Source organism: Nitrospirota bacterium (assembly GCA_037386965.1).
Classification (GTDB): Bacteria; Nitrospirota; Thermodesulfovibrionia; order Thermodesulfovibrionales; family JdFR-86; genus JARRLN01.
On record JARRLN010000001.1, the window covers coordinates 1 to 17,512 of the forward strand.

At 62.9% G+C, this 17,512-nt stretch carries 16 protein-coding genes; 3 read left to right on the forward strand and 13 right to left on the reverse strand.

All coding sequences use genetic code 11. The features are described 5' to 3' along the window. Window positions 1-69: 69 nt before the first annotated feature. The 4 genes from P8Y39_00005 to P8Y39_00020 all read right to left on the reverse strand — a co-directional run bounded on the left by P8Y39_00005 (window position 70) and on the right by P8Y39_00020 (window position 4,923). Complete coding sequence (locus P8Y39_00005; GenBank protein ID MEJ2190715.1) at window positions 70-1,722, reverse strand: CO dehydrogenase/CO-methylating acetyl-CoA synthase complex subunit beta; 1,653 nt, start codon at window positions 1,720-1,722, stop codon at window positions 70-72. 95 nt (window positions 1,723-1,817) lie between these two features. After that, window positions 1,818-3,155 (reverse strand): acetyl-CoA decarbonylase/synthase complex subunit gamma, encoded by a 1,338-nt coding sequence (gene acsC, locus P8Y39_00010; GenBank protein ID MEJ2190716.1) that lies wholly within the window; start codon window positions 3,153-3,155, stop codon window positions 1,818-1,820. A 4-nt stretch (window positions 3,156-3,159) separates the two neighbouring features. After that, window positions 3,160-4,104, reverse strand: a complete 945-nt coding sequence (locus P8Y39_00015) for an acetyl-CoA decarbonylase/synthase complex subunit delta (protein ID MEJ2190717.1) — start codon at window positions 4,102-4,104, stop codon at window positions 3,160-3,162. Window positions 4,105-4,140: 36 nt separating this feature from the next. Continuing rightward, the gene (locus P8Y39_00020; GenBank protein ID MEJ2190718.1) at window positions 4,141-4,923 is read right to left on the reverse strand and encodes a dihydropteroate synthase; all 783 of its coding nucleotides are present in this window, start codon (window positions 4,921-4,923) and stop codon (window positions 4,141-4,143) included. A gap of 367 nt (window positions 4,924-5,290) precedes the next feature. Between P8Y39_00020 and P8Y39_00025 the strand changes: the two genes are divergently transcribed. Beyond that, a complete protein-coding gene (locus P8Y39_00025) occupies window positions 5,291-7,780 on the forward strand; it encodes a heavy metal translocating P-type ATPase (GenBank protein MEJ2190719.1) in 2,490 nt (829 codons plus the stop codon). 121 nt (window positions 7,781-7,901) lie between these two features. Here P8Y39_00025 and P8Y39_00030 read toward each other — a convergent pair whose 3' ends face one another. Next, on the reverse strand, window positions 7,902-8,177 hold the full coding sequence (locus P8Y39_00030; GenBank protein ID MEJ2190720.1) for a hypothetical protein: 276 nt from the start codon (window positions 8,175-8,177) through the stop codon (window positions 7,902-7,904). Window positions 8,178-8,340: 163 nt separating this feature from the next. On the opposite strand from P8Y39_00030, the gene miaB reads away from it, so the two are divergent. Both miaB and mtaB read left to right on the forward strand, forming a co-directional pair. After that, the gene (gene miaB, locus P8Y39_00035) at window positions 8,341-9,630 is read left to right on the forward strand and encodes a tRNA (N6-isopentenyl adenosine(37)-C2)-methylthiotransferase MiaB (protein MEJ2190721.1); all 1,290 of its coding nucleotides are present in this window, start codon (window positions 8,341-8,343) and stop codon (window positions 9,628-9,630) included. Next, on the forward strand, window positions 9,627-10,868 hold the full coding sequence (mtaB, locus tag P8Y39_00040) for a tRNA (N(6)-L-threonylcarbamoyladenosine(37)-C(2))-methylthiotransferase MtaB (protein MEJ2190722.1): 1,242 nt from the start codon (window positions 9,627-9,629) through the stop codon (window positions 10,866-10,868). The genes miaB and mtaB overlap by 4 nt, the downstream gene beginning before the upstream one ends. A gap of 228 nt (window positions 10,869-11,096) precedes the next feature. Here the strand turns inward: mtaB and P8Y39_00045 are convergent, their stop codons facing one another. The 8 genes from P8Y39_00045 to hpt all read right to left on the reverse strand — a co-directional run bounded on the left by P8Y39_00045 (window position 11,097) and on the right by hpt (window position 17,470). Beyond that, window positions 11,097-12,275 (reverse strand): hypothetical protein, encoded by a 1,179-nt coding sequence (locus P8Y39_00045; protein ID MEJ2190723.1) that lies wholly within the window; start codon window positions 12,273-12,275, stop codon window positions 11,097-11,099. A gap of 162 nt (window positions 12,276-12,437) precedes the next feature. Next, complete coding sequence (locus tag P8Y39_00050; protein MEJ2190724.1) at window positions 12,438-12,716, reverse strand: hypothetical protein; 279 nt, start codon at window positions 12,714-12,716, stop codon at window positions 12,438-12,440. Then, window positions 12,706-13,074, reverse strand: coding sequence for a response regulator (locus P8Y39_00055; protein ID MEJ2190725.1), 369 nt, complete (start codon window positions 13,072-13,074; stop codon window positions 12,706-12,708). Before P8Y39_00055 ends, P8Y39_00050 begins: the two co-directional genes overlap by 11 nt. Window positions 13,075-13,192: 118 nt before the next feature. Beyond that, a complete protein-coding gene (locus P8Y39_00060) occupies window positions 13,193-13,741 on the reverse strand; it encodes a HAMP domain-containing sensor histidine kinase (GenBank protein MEJ2190726.1) in 549 nt (182 codons plus the stop codon). A gap of 148 nt (window positions 13,742-13,889) precedes the next feature. Next, a complete protein-coding gene (locus tag P8Y39_00065) occupies window positions 13,890-15,236 on the reverse strand; it encodes a sigma-54 dependent transcriptional regulator (protein ID MEJ2190727.1) in 1,347 nt (448 codons plus the stop codon). A gap of 2 nt (window positions 15,237-15,238) precedes the next feature. After that, window positions 15,239-16,573, reverse strand: a complete 1,335-nt coding sequence (locus tag P8Y39_00070; protein ID MEJ2190728.1) for a TldD/PmbA family protein — start codon at window positions 16,571-16,573, stop codon at window positions 15,239-15,241. After that, window positions 16,563-16,934 (reverse strand): 6-carboxytetrahydropterin synthase QueD, encoded by a 372-nt coding sequence (gene queD, locus P8Y39_00075; GenBank protein MEJ2190729.1) that lies wholly within the window; start codon window positions 16,932-16,934, stop codon window positions 16,563-16,565. Before queD ends, P8Y39_00070 begins: the two co-directional genes overlap by 11 nt. 14 nt (window positions 16,935-16,948) lie before the next feature. Next, the gene (gene hpt, locus P8Y39_00080) at window positions 16,949-17,470 is read right to left on the reverse strand and encodes a hypoxanthine phosphoribosyltransferase (protein ID MEJ2190730.1); all 522 of its coding nucleotides are present in this window, start codon (window positions 17,468-17,470) and stop codon (window positions 16,949-16,951) included. Window positions 17,471-17,512 lie beyond the last annotated feature (42 nt).

Below are 17,512 nucleotides of genomic sequence, written 5' to 3' on the forward strand. Positions count from 1 at the left end.
ATCGATAACAGTCTGGAAGGCGCTTGTAAAGCATATGGTACTGGAAAGCGGCGTGTTGCTTCAAAATCGCTATCGCATCATATAAATTTTAAAGGCCGCCTTGGTGTCCAGCCAGTTGAAGGCCCCGCAGAGGCCCAGCCTCTCGGGGGTAATGACGCAGACGTGGCTCGGGGCGAAGCTCTGGCACAGGAGGCAGGAGTAGAAGGTGTCGACGGCCTCGTCCGTGAGGTTGCCCAGGCGGTCGTCGCGCTCCCTGTAGACGGCGCGGGCCTGCTCGGCCAGCTCCTTGACCTTGGCCTCGTCGGTGTACAGGGTGACCTCCACCTTGTCCACGATGCTCTTGAAGAGATGCTTGACCATGGTGGTGAGGATGACGCCCAGGTGCTCCAGGGTAATGCCGTCTTTCTGGGCGGCGTTGCTGATGCGTATCCAGTTCATGTCGCGCTGGCCCATGTGCCAGATGCCCTGGGCCTCGTTCAGCACGTGGTGAACCTTCCGCTCGATGACGCTCTCGAAGTCCTTCTGCATCTTCCGGCCGGCCACCTTGGCCACGATGCCCAGGGGCATCTTGCCGCCGGCCTGGTAGGTCTCCTGCCAGTTGGCGCCCTCGACGGTAATCTTGCCGTCCTCCACCTCCTCCATGTCCTTCATCTCCACGAGCTCGAAGGCCGGGGTGCGCTGGCCGCCGAACTCCATGAACATGTCTTCCTTGCGGATGCGCTCGCCCTCGAACGCGGGGCCGTAGGCCACGGGGATGGGGGGCTTCTCGACCACGATCTTCAGGCCCCGTATCTCGATGGCCCGCTGCACGATCTGGGCATGGTCGAACTCCTTGTCCACTTCCTCGTAGGTGCAAACGCCCGTGGGGTGGATGACCGGTATGTCGGTGTCGGCCACGGCGGGGAAGCCCATGTTGATGGCCCCTGCGCCGGTGGTCCACTTGATGTCGTCCAGCGCCCCCAGGACGATGGCGAAGGCGAACACGCGGTCCTTCTGGTAGTGGAGATGCTCCCGGAAGGCGCCGGGCTTCTTTCCGCCGAAGATGAGGGAGGCCCGGATGGCCCAGTCCAGGGCGTACAGGGTGTGCTCCGTTTCGGGGCCGAGGGGCACGATGCGGGAATCCCAGCCCAGCTCCACGCCCTTGTTCAGGAGCTGCTTGGTCATGCTGTTTCCGTTGGAGTGGCCGGAGAGGAAGGTCAGGATGTTCTTCTCCTGCAGTTCCCTGACGATGCTCAGGGCCTTGTCCTCGTCGGGGGCCGCCCCGATGATGGCGGCAAACCCCGGCATGGAGCCGTCGACGAGCTGGATGCCCAGGTTCCTCTGGATGGTGTCGGTGATAAAGCCGTTGTACTCGAACCCGGTCTCGGGGTCCTTCACGGGCTCCAGCCCCTCGATGTAGCGGAGGGCCAGGATGACCTCTTCGGCAAAGAGGGTGGCCATCCCGGAGTCCAGGGCCTCGCCGAGGTAGGGTTTCCAGAGTGCTTCTTCAGGCTCCGGATGGGACATCTCCTTGGCATAGCCCAGGGCCACGCGCATGTCCCCGAGGGTTTTCACCGGATAGGCCGTCATGGCGTAGACCATGGGCAGATAGAACGCCGTGTCCGGGAACTCGAAGACATAATCCTCGCCGTGCTCGGCGATGGCCTTCTCCAGCATCTCTTCCGCCCGCTTTACGAGGGTGTTGGCTCCCCGTATCGCGGCAGAGGCAATGAGTTTCGACATCCCGACCTCCTAAACGTTTTGGACGGCTGCTGCCGTATTCTCGTATTGTACCAGTTTTTATGGTTTCTTTTGTATTTACTATCTTATTCCCTTTTTCACCGCGATTTCAGGAAAGCGGGAATGGCGTTGGCCTCCCGGGGGCCCACCGTTATCTTCCAGCCCTCGAGCTTGTCCTCCAGGGCCCCGGAAAGGATGGCCACGTAGCCGGGGATGATGAGCTCCTTGTTGGCCACTTCGTTCTCCACGCCGCTTTCCTTGATGAACTGGGCTATCTTGGTTGCCGTGAACTTCCCGGCGGCCCAGGCCGTCAGGACGGAGAGGCCCTCGCAGTCCATGACCGCCAGGCGGCTGGGCACCTTGCTGTTTTCCACCTCGCCGGCCACGATGAAGTAGGTGAGGGAGAAGTTGGTCGTTATCATCAGCGGGGCCGCGCCGTCGGGCTCGCCGATGTTGTAGACCTTCTGCTCCACCTGCATGGGGACCTGAGGGTCGGTGTAGATGTTCTGCCTCAGGGCGAAGAGGGCGAGGCTCTTCCACTTCTTCACGCTGGAGAGGACCACGATGGAGGAGTACTTGCAGACCCCCACCGTCGCCACCAGGGTCTCGAGCATCTCGTCGTCCCTCTGGACGGGGGTGAGGATGGGATAGCCCAGGGGCTTGAAGTTCTTCTTGAGGGCCGCTCTTCTCATCAGGGTGTTGTCGCGGAGTATCTCCCCGGCCTTTCTGGCTCCGGGGTCGATGACCAGGTCCTCCACGCCGTGGGCCTTGGCCTTCTCGGTAAGCTCGCTGGCCTCCTCGAGGCTCTTGGCCACGAGCCCCAGGGAAGCCCCTTTCTCCCTGGCCAGCCTGCACATGGACTCCAGGTTCTCGGCGTTGGCCCCGAAAAGCAGGGGCTTGCTGCCCTCCACGTAGGCCAGGGCCTCGGAGGCCACCGAGGCGTCCGTGGCGGCGATGATGAGGGGAAACCCCGGGGCCTTCTCGGCGGCCAGCTTCACCAGGGCCTCCAGGGGTGCGGATTCTCCGGACTCGTTGGAAAGATAAAGGGCGTCTATCCTCAGGTGCTGCCCCACGCGCTCCATCTCGGAGGCGAGCACCTCGTCGATGGTCGCGGCCGCGTCGGCCTCCGGCGCGGTGTCCTTTATCTGGACGGCATAGACCGTGGGATGAAAGAACTTCTTGTCGTGGCGGAACAGCACCATCTCCTCGCCCATGGTGACGGCTTTCTCTCCCATACCGATTGTTACCGGGCGGATGGGCGGGGCCGCCTCCTCGCCCAGGGTCCTCTTGGCCTCCTCCGAGACGTCCGGGCAGTCCTCGATGGAGGCCTGCCGCTGGGCGAGCTTCATGGCGAAGGCCAGGCAGGTGGGATACCCGCACTTCTTGCAGTTGGTCTTGGGAAGGAGCTTGAATATCTGAACACCCGTCAATGCCATTGTGCTATACCTCCATCTCGGCGATGAACTTTTCCACTGCCTCCACTGCCTCGGGGTGGCGCATCACGAGGAGCTCCGCCCCCGCAAGGAGAAACGCCGCGGCCGTGGCGGCCTCCCAGGCGATGCCCCGCTCCGGGAGGGTCCCCCACTCGGGCATATCTTCGGCGGTGGCCGTGGTCTCCTTTATCTTCCAGACGTACATGCCCAGGTCGGCGAGCATGGGGGGCTGCATGACGGCGTCGTTCTGGGTGAGGGCGGCCAGCCTGATGCGCTCCATGACCGAGTAGGTGTACTCAAGGCCGTACCCGAGGGCGCTGGACATGGGGTCGGTGACAATGCGCTCCTTGGCAAAGCCCATCTGGGTGATGAGAATGTTGAGCTGCTTGGACAGGTTGATGTCCAGCTCGCTCATGGCGATGAGCTGGTGGTCGTTGGCCATGGCGGCCGCCGCGATGGTCTTGTAGTTGGCCTCCTGGGCCTTCCCGATGAGGCAGTTGCGGCCCTTGGCGGCCTCGGCCACGGCCACCAGGACCTGGGAGTCCTTCTCCACGTGGTTGCTCCCCATGATGACGAGGGGCACCTGCACAGCCGCCAGCACGTCGGTGACGGTCTTGACGGCATCCTCCGCCGAGCGGTCTTCCCTGTCCGGATGGGTGCCGATGAGCCTCAGGGCGATGGCCCGCGCCCCCAGGGCGTCCTGGCAGTGCTTGGCCCAGGAGACCGGGTCGCCCGAGACACTCTCGCAGGCGTCACGGACGGCCTTGGGCCAGTCCTGAGGAGGCACGTCCTGGACCTCCAGGGCCACGAGGGGCTTGCCGGGTATCTCACCCTCGAAGCCGTGGAAGGGCAGGACGTTCTCGCCGCCGACGATGACGGCCTTCTCCGCCGTCCCCATGCCGACCGGGTAGACCTTGCCCGGGTAGGTTTCCTTCGGTGCTGTGAAAGCCATGTCATCCTCCTTATGGAGTTTTATTCTCCGGGTGCCTTACATTTCGAGGAACGAGTGGGCGTACAGCGTCTTGCCCATCATGACGTCGATGGTCTTGACCGTCTCCCTGACTTCCCTGGGGTCCGCGATGGCGGCGGTGAGCCCTTCGTACATGAGGAGGGCGAGATAGTAGCGGTCCAGGATGGGGCGGACCTCCTTGGGGCAGCCGTTGGATATGTTGCTCAGGCCGACCACGGTCTTCATCGGAGGGTCGTTCAGCTCCTGGAACATCTTGACCGACTGGACGACCTTGAGGGCCTGCTCCTGCGTGGTGGCTATCTGAAGCACCAGGGGGTCCAGGTACAGGTCCTCCAGGGCAATGCCGTTTTCCATGGCCCGGGCCATTATCTCCGAGGCGATGCCGGCCCGCTCCTCCGCGTCGGCAGGCAGGCCGCCCTTGCCCACGGTAAGCCCGATGAGCTGGGAGTTGTACTTGGCCGCCAGCTCCACGATGGGGAACCTCTCGGGGTCGTTGCTGGTGGAGTTGATGAGGGGCCTGCCCCATTCGCTGTTGTGCACCTGGAGACCCGCCTCGATGGCCTTGGCGTTGGTGGTGTCCAGGCAGACGGGCAGGGGGACTGCCTCCTGGATGGTGGTGACCATCCACTGCATCAGCTCCTCGCCGCCGTCCTCGGCGGGGCCTATGTTGGCGTCTATCATGCCGGCCCCGTACTGATGCTGGAGCTTCGCTATCTCCTGGATGGGGCCCTTGTCCCTGTTTTCCATGGCCTCGCGGACCCGCTTGGCGATAACACTCAGTTTTTCACCGATGACGAGCATTACGTTCCTCCCCCTTCCTTAGGTTTCTCTTGTTGAGACGGATGCTGGCGCAGGAGTCAGCCGAATGTATAAAATACCATGCGCCGCCTTCAAAAAGTTGAAAAAAATTTTAATAAATCTATAAAAGGGACCGGCGCGGACAAACCCCTCCCCCGAGAGTCCCCCAAAAAAATAATGGGATAATAATAAATACTTATAGCTCTTTTGTCAACTCATTCTCATGGTTTCCATGAGAATTCCTCTTGCACCCTTAGCATAGCCGATTATAATTATTATAAGCATATGCACAGAACCGTCTTCACAGTCTTTTCAAAGTTTTGAGCATATAATATAAATAAGACGTGAGCCGCCTGAGGAGAGCGGGAACATGGTTGAGAAGAACAGGGCAGATAAGGGAGACGGCGACAGAAGGACCCTGGACATCCACGTGACGGGCATGTCCTGTGCCGCCTGTGCGGCACGGGTGGAGCAGGGCCTGAAGGAGACGGAGGGCGTCGACGAGGCCGCGGTCAACTTCGCCGCCGAACGGGCTACGGTGAGTTTCGACTCCCGGCGCATCCAGCCGCACGACCTTATCGAGAAAGTGCAGGACCTAGGCTACGGGGCCTCGGTGGAGAGGACTGAGATTCCCATCAAGGGGATGACTTGCGCTGCCTGCGTGGCCAGGGTGCAGAGGGCCATCGAGGGCCTCGACGGGGTCCTCTCGGCCTCGGTGAACCTGGCCACGGAGCGGGCCGTGGTAGAGTACGTGCCGGAGCAGGTGGGCCTGAGGGACTTCCGCAGGGCCATAAAGGAAGCGGGCTACGACGTCCTCAGCGTGCAGAAGGGCGAGGACGTGGTCGAGAAGGAGAGAAGGGAGCGGGAGGCGGCCTTCAGGGCCATGAAGAGGAAGCTCTTCACAGGCATTGCCCTGTCGGTCCCGGTGTTTCTCCTGGTTTTCTGGGAGAGGCTCGGCCTTTCGGCCTTCCTTGATATTCCCCGGTACTGGAACTACCGTCTCCAGCTCGTCCTGGAAACCCCCATACAGTTCTGGATAGGCTGGCAGTTTTACGCCGGAGCACTCTCGGCGGCCCGGCACCGCTCGACCAACATGAACACCCTCATCGCCGTGGGCACCTCGGCCGCCTACCTCTACAGCATCACGGCGACCTTCTTCCCTTGGGTCTTTGAGATAAAGGGTTACTCCGCCCACGTCTATTTCGACACCGCCGGGGCCATCATCGTCCTCATTCTCCTGGGGCGGGTTTTGGAGGCGCGCGCCCGGGGGCACACCTCCGAGGCCATCAAGAAGCTCATGGGGCTTCAGGCCCGCACAGCCCGGGTGGTGCGGGACGGCACCGAGGAGGACCTCCCGGTGGAGGAGGTCGAGCCCGGCGATATCGTCATCGTGCGCCCCGGGGAGAAGATACCCGTGGACGGCGTCATCCGGGAGGGCTCTTCCTCCGTGGATGAGTCCATGGTCACCGGAGAGTCCATCCCCGTGGAGAAGGGCGCGGGCGAGGAGGTCATCGGGGCCACCGTCAACAAGACCGGGAGCTTCAGGTTCGAGGCTACCAAGGTGGGCCGCGACACCATGCTGGCCCAGATAATCAGGATGGTGCAGGAGGCACAGGGCACCAAGCCCCCCATAGCGCGGCTGGCCGACAAGATAGCATCCATATTCGTCCCCACGGTGATGGGCATCGCCACCGTGACGTTTCTGGTCTGGTTGTTCTTCGGGCCTGCTCCGGCCTTTACTTATGCGGTCCTGAACTTCATCGCCGTCCTCATCATCGCCTGTCCCTGTGCCCTGGGGCTGGCCACCCCCACCTCCATCATGGTGGGCACTGGGAAGGGGGCTGAAAACGGCATCCTCATCAGGGGTGGGGAGTCCCTGGAGACGGCCCACAAGATAGACGCCATCGTCTTCGACAAGACGGGCACCCTCACCAGGGGAGAGCCTTCGGTGACCGACGTCCTGGGCAGGGACGGGTTCTCGGAGGCCGATGTCCTTTTTCTTGCCGCCAGTGCGGAGCGCGGCTCTGAGCACCCCCTGGGGGAGTCAATCGTGAGGAAGGCCAGGGCGGCCGGGGCAAATCTGGCCGAGCACGGCGCCTTCGAGGCGGTGCCCGGCAAAGGCATCAGGACGGAGGTGCAGGGGCGGAAGGTCCTTCTGGGCAACGCCGCCCTGATGGAGCATGACGGCGTGGAGCGCGGCGGCCTTGCCGGAGAGGCAGAGCGCCTGGCAGGGGAGGGGAAGACCCCGATGTTCGTGGCCGTGGACGGCCGGGCGGCGGGCGTCGTCGCCGTGGCCGACACCCTCAAGGAAAGCTCCCTGCGGGCCGTGCAGGCGCTCGGGAAAATGGGCGTGGAGGTCGTGATGCTTACCGGGGACAACAGGCGCACGGCGGAGGCCATCGCCCGGGAGGCGGGCATCGACCGCGTGCTCTCGGAGGTCCTTCCGGACGAGAAGGCGGCCCACGTGCGGAAGCTCCAGGAGGAGGGCAAGGTGGTGGCCATGGTGGGCGACGGCATAAACGACGCCCCCGCGCTGGCCCAGGCCGACGTGGGCATAGCCATCGGCACCGGCACGGACGTGGCCATCGAAGCCTCCGACATCACCCTCATCAAGGGCGACCTCACGGGGGTAGCCACGGCCATCGCCCTTTCGAAGGCGACCCTCCGGAACATCAAGCAGAACCTTTTCTGGGCCTTCGCCTATAACACCATCCTCATCCCCTTGGCGGCGGGTGTGCTCTTCCCCTTCTACGGCATTCTCCTGAGCCCCATCTTCGCCGCGGCGGCCATGGGGATGTCCTCGGTGACGGTCGTCAGCAACGCCCTGAGGCTCCGGAAGTTCCGCTTCCAGGCGTCCTGAGCTGACTGGAAACTGGAGACTAAAGACCAGGAATGTTTTTTTCGGTGCCCGGATGTTCCGTCTCGTAATGTCCCCGAAACGGGTTCTCTTTCTTCAGCGACCGCAGCGCAGTGGCGGGCGTTCATCCTCGGAGGACAGAGAGAAGGAATGACCTGATGCGGTCGGAAAAGAAATAATAGGCCGTGCCGATGATGAGAAGCCAGAGGAGGGCCCGTAGAATCCTGCCCGCATGAGACTCCTTCTTCCGCTCCTTGAGCTTCGTGAGCCTCTCAAGCTGTTCCTCGGGCGAGATGAGGAGCCTCCCGCACCGGGGGCACCGCATGGCCCCGGTGATGACCTTCTGCCCGCATCCCGCACAGGCATCGAAACCGGGGCCTGTGTAAGCATCATGTCTCATTGAGCCGCCTTTTCCATTCCCATGAAGGCATCCTCTTTCTATTATCACCAGGCGCGGGAAAGCACGAGTGAGGGGAATCACACGTGCCTCTTCCCATCCCTTGCCTTCCCCGCCTGCCATGGGTGATAATAAAAGACGTTCTATTAAGGGGTTATGAGCGGAGATGAAGAAAGCCTACATAAAGACCTTCGGCTGCCAGATGAACGTGCACGACTCGGAGAAGATGGCCGGAATCCTCCGCGCCCAGGGCTTCGACCTTACCGAGGACAGGCAGAACGCCGACCTTATCATTTTCAATACGTGCAGCATCCGGCAGAAGGCCGAGCAGAAGTTCCTGAGCGAGTTGGGCAGGACCCGGCGGATGAAGGAGAGGCGCCCCGCTCTGCGGGTGGCCGTCGCCGGGTGCATCGCCCAGCAGATGGGCGAGAAGCTTCTCAGGCGGGCGCCCCATGTGGACTATCTGTTCGGCCCGCAGAACCTGCACGCCCTGACGGGCGTATCGGAGAAGGAGAGCCTTCTCGCCCTGGAGGAAAACCCCGGCCTGGCGACGATGGAGCTTCCGGTGCTGAGGAAGGAGAGGGGGAGGGCGTGGGTGAGCATCATGTACGGGTGCGATAACTTCTGCTCCTACTGCATCGTGCCCTACACCCGGGGGAGGGAGAGAAGCAGGCCGAGCGAGAGCATCGTTTCGGAGGTCCGGGCCCTGGCGGCGGAGGGCTTCAGGGAGGTGACCCTGCTGGGGCAGAACGTCAACTCCTACCGCAGTGACGTGGACTTCCCCGGGCTCCTGAGACGGCTGAACGGGGTGGACGGCCTTGCGCGCATCCGGTTTGTGACAAGCCATCCCAAGGACTTCTCTCCGGAGCTTGTGGATGCCCTGGCCGGCCTTGAGAAGCCCTGCGAGCACGTCCACCTGCCGTTACAGTCCGGCTCCACGCGCGTTCTCCGCGAGATGAACCGCAAGTACACCCGGGAGGAATACCTGAAAAAGGTGCAGGCCCTGAGGGCCCGCGTCCCCGGTGTGGCCATCACCACGGATATCATCACGGGGTTCCCCGGAGAGCGGGAGGAGGACCATCGGGATACGCTCGGCGTCCTCGGGGAGGTGCGGTTCGACGGCATCTTCGCCTTCGCGTTCTCCCCCCGGCCGGGGACGCGCGCCGCGGCGATGCAGGGGCACCTGCCCGATGCCGTCAGGAGCGCCAGGCTTGCGGAGGTCCTGGAGCTTCAGGACTCCATAACCCTTGGGAAGAACGAGGCCCTTACGGGCACAACCACCGAGGTCCTGGTGGAGGGGCCAGGCGAGGCCCTTCCGGGACAGCTTACGGGAAGGACCCGGACGAACAAGATAGTGACCTTCCAAGGCGGAGAGGACCTTGAGGGCACGCTGCTCGACGTGCGCATTGTGCGGGCCAGGAGGCATTCCCTGGAGGGTGAGGTGCTCAGCTCATGAAGGTTTCCCTCCTTACCCTCGGATGCAAGGTGAACCAGGCCGAGGCTGCCCAGTGGGAGGGCGCCCTGAGAAGCAGGGGCCATGCCATCGTGGGCCTCGGGGACGCCCCGGATGTCTGCGTCGTCAATACCTGCACGGTGACCGGCAAGAGCGACTACCAGTCGCGGCAGCTCATTCGCCGGGCCGGGCGAACGGGGGCCCGGGTGTTGGTCACGGGCTGCTACGCGGAGCTCAATGCCGAGCGTGCGCGCGGGTTGGGCGGGGTGGAGCACGTCGTTCGGAACGCAGAAAAAGATTCCATAATCAGCTACATAGACGAGCAAGCTCATGAAACGCATCATCTTTTGGGGGCAGCGCGCACGAGGGCTTTCCTCAAGGTGCAGGACGGCTGCGACAGGCGGTGCAGCTATTGCCTGGTCTGGAGGGCCCGGGGCAGGCCCCGCAGCGTCGAGCCCGAGGCGGTGGCGCGGATGGTTCGGCGGGCCGTGGCCGAGGGGGCGCAGGAGGTCGTCCTTACGGGCATCCATCTGGGTCTTTACGGCGTGGACCTCACGCCCGCGAAGCCCCTGAGCGCCCTGGTGCGAAAGGTCCTGAGCGATACGGCCGTCAAGCGAGTCCGTTTGAGCTCCCTGGAGGTGGGCGAGGTCGACCAGTCCCTGCTTGAGCTCTTCGAGGACGAGCGCCTTCTCCGCCATCTTCACATTCCTCTTCAAAGCGGGCACGACGGCGTTCTCAGAAGGATGAATCGGCATTACAGTGCGGAGGCGTTTCGTCGGAGGGTGCAGGGCATCTCGGAGCGCTACCCGGGGATGGCCTTGGGCACCGACGTCATCGCGGGCTTCCCCGGGGAAACGGACCAGGCCTTCCTCAACACATACAATCTTCTTGAGAGCCTGCCGTTTACCTATGTGCACGTATTCCCGTACTCGCCCAGGCCCGGCACGCCCGCGGTCGGAATGCCGGGTGCAGTAAGCGGGCCCTTGAAGAAGAAGCGTGCGGCGCGCCTCAGAAGCCTTGCCCTTGAAAAGAAGAAGGCTTTCATGAAGAGGCAGGTGGGCCGCATACTCGAGGTCCTCGTGGAGGAGGAACTGCCCGACGGCCTTGTGCAGGGCACGAGCAGGAATTATCTGAAAGTCCGCCTGCCCGGAGAGGGTCGTCTCAAGGGAAGCCTTGTCCCCGTTAGGATTGGCGCCCTCGAGGACGAAGCCCTGTGGGGAGAGCCCGTTGCTGCGCCGTAACCCTGCGGCACGAAAGCGCTTTTTCTCTGAACAAAACCTGTACACGAACAGAAAAGCCCTTGTCAGAGAAGGTACGGGGGGCGGGCAGCGCTTCTCTCATGAACAGGTTGTCAACAGCTCGTGTCGATTATAACGTCCGATAAGGTATATTATGTAAAATACCGAAGTGACCAAGAGACACACAGCAACGCCAGTCTAATCCAAACATTTACCTTATTATAAGAAGCCTTATCTCAGTTTAGTTAATCTTCTGCTTGATATCCATCTGCGGGCCTGTGCCCTTGTGCGGACCTCTCCGGTGAACTGGGCCTTCCGGAGCTCGTAGAGGAGCCTGCCCAGGGCCGGTCCGGGCTTTAGCGTGCCCAGCTCCATGACCTCCACCGAAGAGAGAAGCCCCTTGGCGCTTATCTTCCAGAATTTCCTGAGCTGGGCCAGATGCTCCACCTGGCAGCTCAGGACAAGCAGGTCCAGGGCAGCCTCCCCTCCCTCGGCGAACAGGTCATAAAGCACATCCTTCCGGCTGAAATCCGTTTTTTGAAACCTCTGGAAGTTGTCCTGAACCAGCCGCAGACGCCTCTGGACGGGCCGGCTCAGGCTGAGCCGGTGCTCCCCGGCGCCGATGAAGAGGCCCTCAAGACGGAGGAGCCCCGGGAAGTCGAGCCCCTGGGGGAATACCTTCAAGTAATACCTTTCAGGTATTTTCTCAACCTTCCCCGCAACGCTCGAAAGACGTTGAATGTTCCGGCGTAACTGCCCATCTGGCAAGGATACTATCCCTTGGAGGACCCGGTCGCGGTAGGCCGTGCGAAGGGCCTCCTGCGCCCTTTCGCCGTTGAGGAGCCTGAAAAACTCTAAAGTAATTCTTTCAGCCGCCGGCCTGCCGGCCAGGGACGCAAGCTCGCGCAGGACCGCCCTCGTGCCCCTCTCGATTCGCCAGGGGGGCTCGGCGAGGAAGCGGTAGGCCCTGAGGATGCGCAGGGGGTCGCTCACAAAGTTCTGCCTCGCCACGCCCCGGAGTATCCCTCTTTGGATGTCGCGCAGCCCCCCGGTGGGGTCCAGAAGCCCGGTCCCGGGAGACCAGCCCAGCGCGTTTGCGGTAAAGTCCCTCCTCCGGAGGTCCTCTTCGATGGACCCCTTGAGGGGTGAGAAGTCCAGGACCCTCCCGCCTTTGAGGACCACCCGAAGGAGGCCCTCCTTTCCCAGGGCGACCAGCGTGCCCTCCAGGGACGCCGATACCCCGTGGGCCAGAGGGCCGGGATTGCCCCTCACGGCAAAGTCCATGTCCGGAGACCGCACCCCGCGGGCCACGAGGTCTCTCAGGTATCCCCCCACAAGGTAAACCTCCCCTGCCCGGGAGAAGACACGTCTCGCAATGGCGTCCTGGCGAACCCTGGCGTCAAGCTCCATGCCCCTAGTCCTCCCGGCGATTATACCACCCTCCTCGGGAAGGAGAGTTCCGGAGAAGATGGACGGGCATTCCTGGAAAAGAGAGACAGGGCCAGCCCCCTTCCAAAAGAAAAGCCCCGCCGGGGCGGGCGGGGCTTTTCGCGCTCCAAGATGCTGACGATGTCAGGTCCTGGAGGGGGAGGCAGGCAGGGCATGAGGGGAGGTAAATGCCCTGCCTGCGTATCGGGGCCTGCGTTTGTGCTGCTTCTGAGCGTGTCGGCTAATCCGCGTGGCCAGGGCCATGATTCTCATCCTCTCCCTGGCATCCAGCCCGAGGAGCGCTGCCGTCTGCGAGAAGCCTTCGCTGCTGAAAAACTCCAGGCTCTCCGCGGTATGTCTTTCGTCATAGAGGTCCTCTAGCTGCTGAAGGATGATGGCTTCGCTCAGGGCCCTAAGACTCATGTGCGGCCTCCTTCCTCAGGACGGTCTCCACGGCTCCCAGCAGCAAGGCGCTGTTGATGGGCTTGCGGATATAGCCGATGCCCGCCTTCATCAGATGCATGAGCTGCCAAGGCGCAAGGGCTGTAATAACCAGGGTCGGAGGCCTTTTGGGGTTCTTATCCAGGCTCATGAGGAGCTCCTCACCGTTCATGCCCGGCATGCAGAGGTCCATGAGCATCATGCTTATCTTCTCGGTTTCTATGCACCTACGCGCCTCTTCGCCGTCGGCGGCTGTCAGAACCTTGTACCCTGCAATACGGAGAATTTCACTCACGGAGTCGCGAATCTCCCTTTCGTCATCCACTACAAGTATCTGCATGTCATATCTTATGCAGAAGATGTGCCAGGTAAAAGGCGTGTATTATCGAGGAGATAGAAAAGCCTGATACGTCGGATTTTGGACAAACTGTCGCCTGCCGGACAGACAGGCCGCCGCTTTAAGACCTCTTGGGCACGGTGAGCACGGCCAGGGTCCCCTGCCCCGAAGCCCCGGAAAGCTTTACCTCGCCTCCCAGGACCTCCATGATGCGGCTCACCCTGAAAAGGCCAAGGCCCAGGGAGCCGGGCTTCCTCGCAAAGAAGGGCTCACACGCCTGGGTGATGTCCTCCGCCTCCATGCCCTGCCCGTCGTCCTGCACGGTGAGGACCACGGACTCCTCCTCGGCGAAACCCCGAACGTCCACCCTCTTGCCCTTGGCCTCCAGGGCGTTTCTCACCACCTCGGAGAGGGCCTCCCTGAGCCCGTCCGCCCGGGTCTCCACCACCACCCCGCGGGCGCACTGGGTTGTCAGGGCAACGCCTTGGTCCCTGGCCTCGGGCGAAACGGTGTCCACCACCTCGGCCAGAATCGAATCCAGCGCGACCGTGCCGCGGCCGCCGCAGTCGGGACGGCAGGCGTCGGCAAAGGCGTGAAGCGCAGCGGCGGCTTTCCCGACGCCGGACTCGATGCTCTTTACCATTTCCCGGGTGTCGGCGTCCTTATGCATTTCCTTCAGGATGAAGGCATAATTCAGGGAGGAGGCAAGGGAATTGCTCACCTTGTGGGAGAGCCTGGAGGCAAGGCGGGCCAGGAAGTCGGAACTTTCCGAACTTTCCCTCTCCGGAGGGCGGCTCTCATTGCCCTCTTTTCTCTTATCAGGTCCGGGAGAGGCCATATTTTTTCAGCTTGCTGTAAAGGCTTGACCGCGGGATGCCCAGCATCCTGGCCGCCTGGTACTTGTTGCCTCCGCTTTCCCTGAGGGCCTTCTCCAGGAGGTCCTTTTCCGCCTCATCGAGACGGGAAGGGCCTTCGCCCCCGTCCTCATCGCCCAGCGGAGGCAAGTCGTACGCCTGTATCTGCTTTCCGGAGGCCATGATGAGGGCGTGCTCGATGGCGTTTTCCAGCTCCCGGACATTGCCCGGCCACGTGTGGCCCATAAGGACCTTGAGGGCGTCCTTCGTCACGCCGGAGGCGCTGCCGCCGGCCTTCTCCCGGTGTTTCTGAACGAAGTGCATGGCCAGGGCCAGGATGTCGCTCTTTCTCTCCCTCAGGGGCGGCACCCGGATGGTGACGATATTCAGGCGGTAAAAAAGGTCCTCCCGGAACCGCCCTCCCCGCACGGCGTCCCTCAGGGGCTGGTTGGCCGCCGCGATGAGGCGTATGTCCACGGGAACCTCGCGCCTGCCCCCCAGGCGCTGGATGGCGCTTTCCTGGAGGGACCTGAGGAGCTTGGCCTGTGAGAGCAGCGGCAGGTTGCCTATCTCGTCCAGAAACAGCGTTCCCCGGTGCGCTTGTTCGAACTTCCCCGGCCGGCTGCTCATGGCCCCCGTGAAAGCGCCCTTCTCGTATCCGAAGAGCTCCGATTCCACCAGCCCCTCGGGAATGGCCCCGCAGTCCACGGCCACAAAGGGGCCCCCGGACCGCTTGCTCCGCCGGTGGATGAGGCGGGCAACCACTTCCTTGCCCGTGCCGGACTCTCCTTCGATGAGCACCGCGCTCTCGCTGGGGGCCACGGTGCCGACGAGGCGCAGGAGCTTCTTCACCGAGGGATGCGAGCCCACGAAATGCCTCTCCGTAAGCTGGTCCATCTGCTCGATGAGGTCTCGCCGCTCCGACAGGGCCGTATAGAGCTGCTCGGCGCGGTTGGCCATCTCCAGAAGGTGTTCGGGGTTGACCGGCTTGGTGATGAAGTCGAAGACTCCCGCCTTCATGGCGCCGACGGCGGCGTCGATTGTTCCCTTTCCGGTCACCATGATCATCTGGACCTCGGGCAGAATGTCCCGGAAACGCGTGAGAAGCTCCGTTCCCGGCAGGTCGGGAAGCACGAGGTCGCAGACCACAACGGGCACGGGCCGGTCGGCGAAGAGGCGGACGGCTTCTTCGCCGCATGCGGCGGTCATGGCCTCGTAGCCCCGGGAGGCGAAGACCGCACGCAGCGACTCCAGAATGTCCGGCTCGTCATCGACGATGAAAATTCTCCGTGCCTCGTCCGCAACACTCATGGCTAAGCGCTGATGTCCGTGGGGCCCACGAGGAGGCTCGGAGAGCCTATGCTTCCGTAGAACCTCAGGTCTCCGGCCAGGGCCTCCGCTTTTCCGAAGAACTCAAGAAGGTTACCCGAAACGGCGGCCTCCTTGACGGGATACAGCACCTTTCCCCCTTCCACCCAGAGGCCCGACACCCCTATGGAGAAATGGCCGGATATGGGATTTATCGTATGCACGCCCATGGCTTCGACGATATAAAGGCCCCTTTGCATGCCGCCCAGAAGGGTCTCCAGGGTGGGCTTTTCGCCCGGCGCATCCAGATACATGCTGACGGGGCCCACCGTGGGGAGCGCCTGGAACCCTCGCCGCATGCCGTTTCCGGTGGAGCGGACGCCGTCCTTGGCTGCCGTGCGGGTGTTGTGCATGTATCCCCTGAGCACCCCCCGGGAAACCAGCTCGTGCCGACCCACCGGAACCCCCTCGTCGTCGATGGGGCGGGAGCCCGGCTCCCGCGGGCGGAGCCCGTCGTCCACGATGTCCACGTTCTCGCTCATCACGCGCTGGCCGACCTTGCCCGCCAGGAGGGATTTTCCCTTCTGCACGGCGTCGGCCGAAAGCATCGAGGCGAAGACCGAAAGGAACTCCGCCGCCACCTGGCCGTCCAGAAGGACCGGGGCCTTGACCGGGGAGATGCGCCTGGCCCCGAGCATGCAGAGCGCGCGGCGTGCGGCCTCGGCGCCCACCCCGGGGAAGGAGACCCCGCGGAGGAAGCGGTTCACCTGATAGCCCCACCCCATCTGGCTTTCCTGACCCTCCTCGGCCACGGCCATGATGCTGCCGCCCACCAGGGTGGAGGGGTAGCTCACGGAGACACCCCTGGTGTTCATGACCAGGGTCTCGCTCTGGCCGAAGGAGGCTTGGGCGCGCCGTACCTTCTTCATCCGCCGGTCGGCCCCCAGGGCCGCCCTCTCCACGTCCAGGGCCCCCCGGATGGCCTCCTCCTCCGATATGGAGGCCACCGCCGGGTCGTACACGTCCAGGCTCCGGGCGGCCTCAGGCCCGGGAAGTCCGGCAAACTCGTCCTTTTCAGTGCCCTTCATCGTTTCGAGCGCGTTTGCGCGGACTGCTTCGAGGGCGTCCTTGTCCGTGGCATAGGAGAAGCCCACGTGCCCGTCCCTGATGACCCTGAGCGCGTAGCCGAACCCGACGGAGGTCTCCAGGGCCTCCACCTCTCCGCCCTTGACGTCCACCGAGAGGGTCCGCGAGGCCCGCTGATAGACCTCTGCCAGGCCGCCCGTCTCTTCCCGGGCCCTGGCAAGCAGCCTGCGGGCGAAGTCCTCGTCAGTCCTCATAATACGTAGCGGAAGACGTCTCCGACTCCCAGACGGTCACGGCCGACAGGCGGACGTGGTCCCACGGCATCTTCCTTTTCACGGTATCGAATATCCACTTGGCCACGTTCTCCGACGAGGGGTTCTTCTCCGTGAAGGGGAAGAGCTCGTTCAGGAAGGAATGGTCCAGGGACACCGTGGCCTCGCCCACCAGTTTCTTCAGTTCGTGGAAGTCGATGACCAGGTCGATGTCGTTGAGCCGTTCCGCCACCACGTGCACGTGCACTTTCCAGTTATGCCCGTGCATGCGCTCGCATTTGCCGCCGTAGCCCCTGAGCTGATGCGCCGCGGCAAAGCTGGTCTCCACCATGAGTTCGAACATTGGCGATGCGCTCCTCAGATGGTCTTTTTGAACACGGAAATGTACGGCAGGTTCCGGAACTTGTTGTCGTAGTCCAGCCCGTAGCCGACGACGAAGAGGTTGGGAATTTCCCAACCGACGTACTCGATGGGCACGTCCACGGTGCGCCGCTCCCGCTTGTCCAGGAGCCCGCATATCTTCAGGGTCCGCGGGTTCTTCTGAAGGACGTGCTCGCGCACGTAATTAAGCGTGGTACCCGAGTCTATGATGTCCTCCACGATGAGGACGTCCCTGCCTTCCACCCTCTCGCGGACGTCGCTGTGGATGACCACCTCTCCGGTGCTGCGGTCCGCGGCATAGCTGGAGACGACCATGAAGTCGATAATCAGGGGGATGCGGATGTTCTTGACGAGGTCGGCCGTGAACATGAAGGCCCCCTTCAGGAGAGAGACGACCAAAAGGTCCCGGCCCGCATAGTCCTCCGATATCCTGCCGGCCAGCTCATGGACCTTTTCCTGGATCTGATTGACCGTAAAAAGCGGTTTCCCGGTGACCATGCCCTCTCCTCCTTGGCTTATCTTAACTCCGCACTTGTTCCC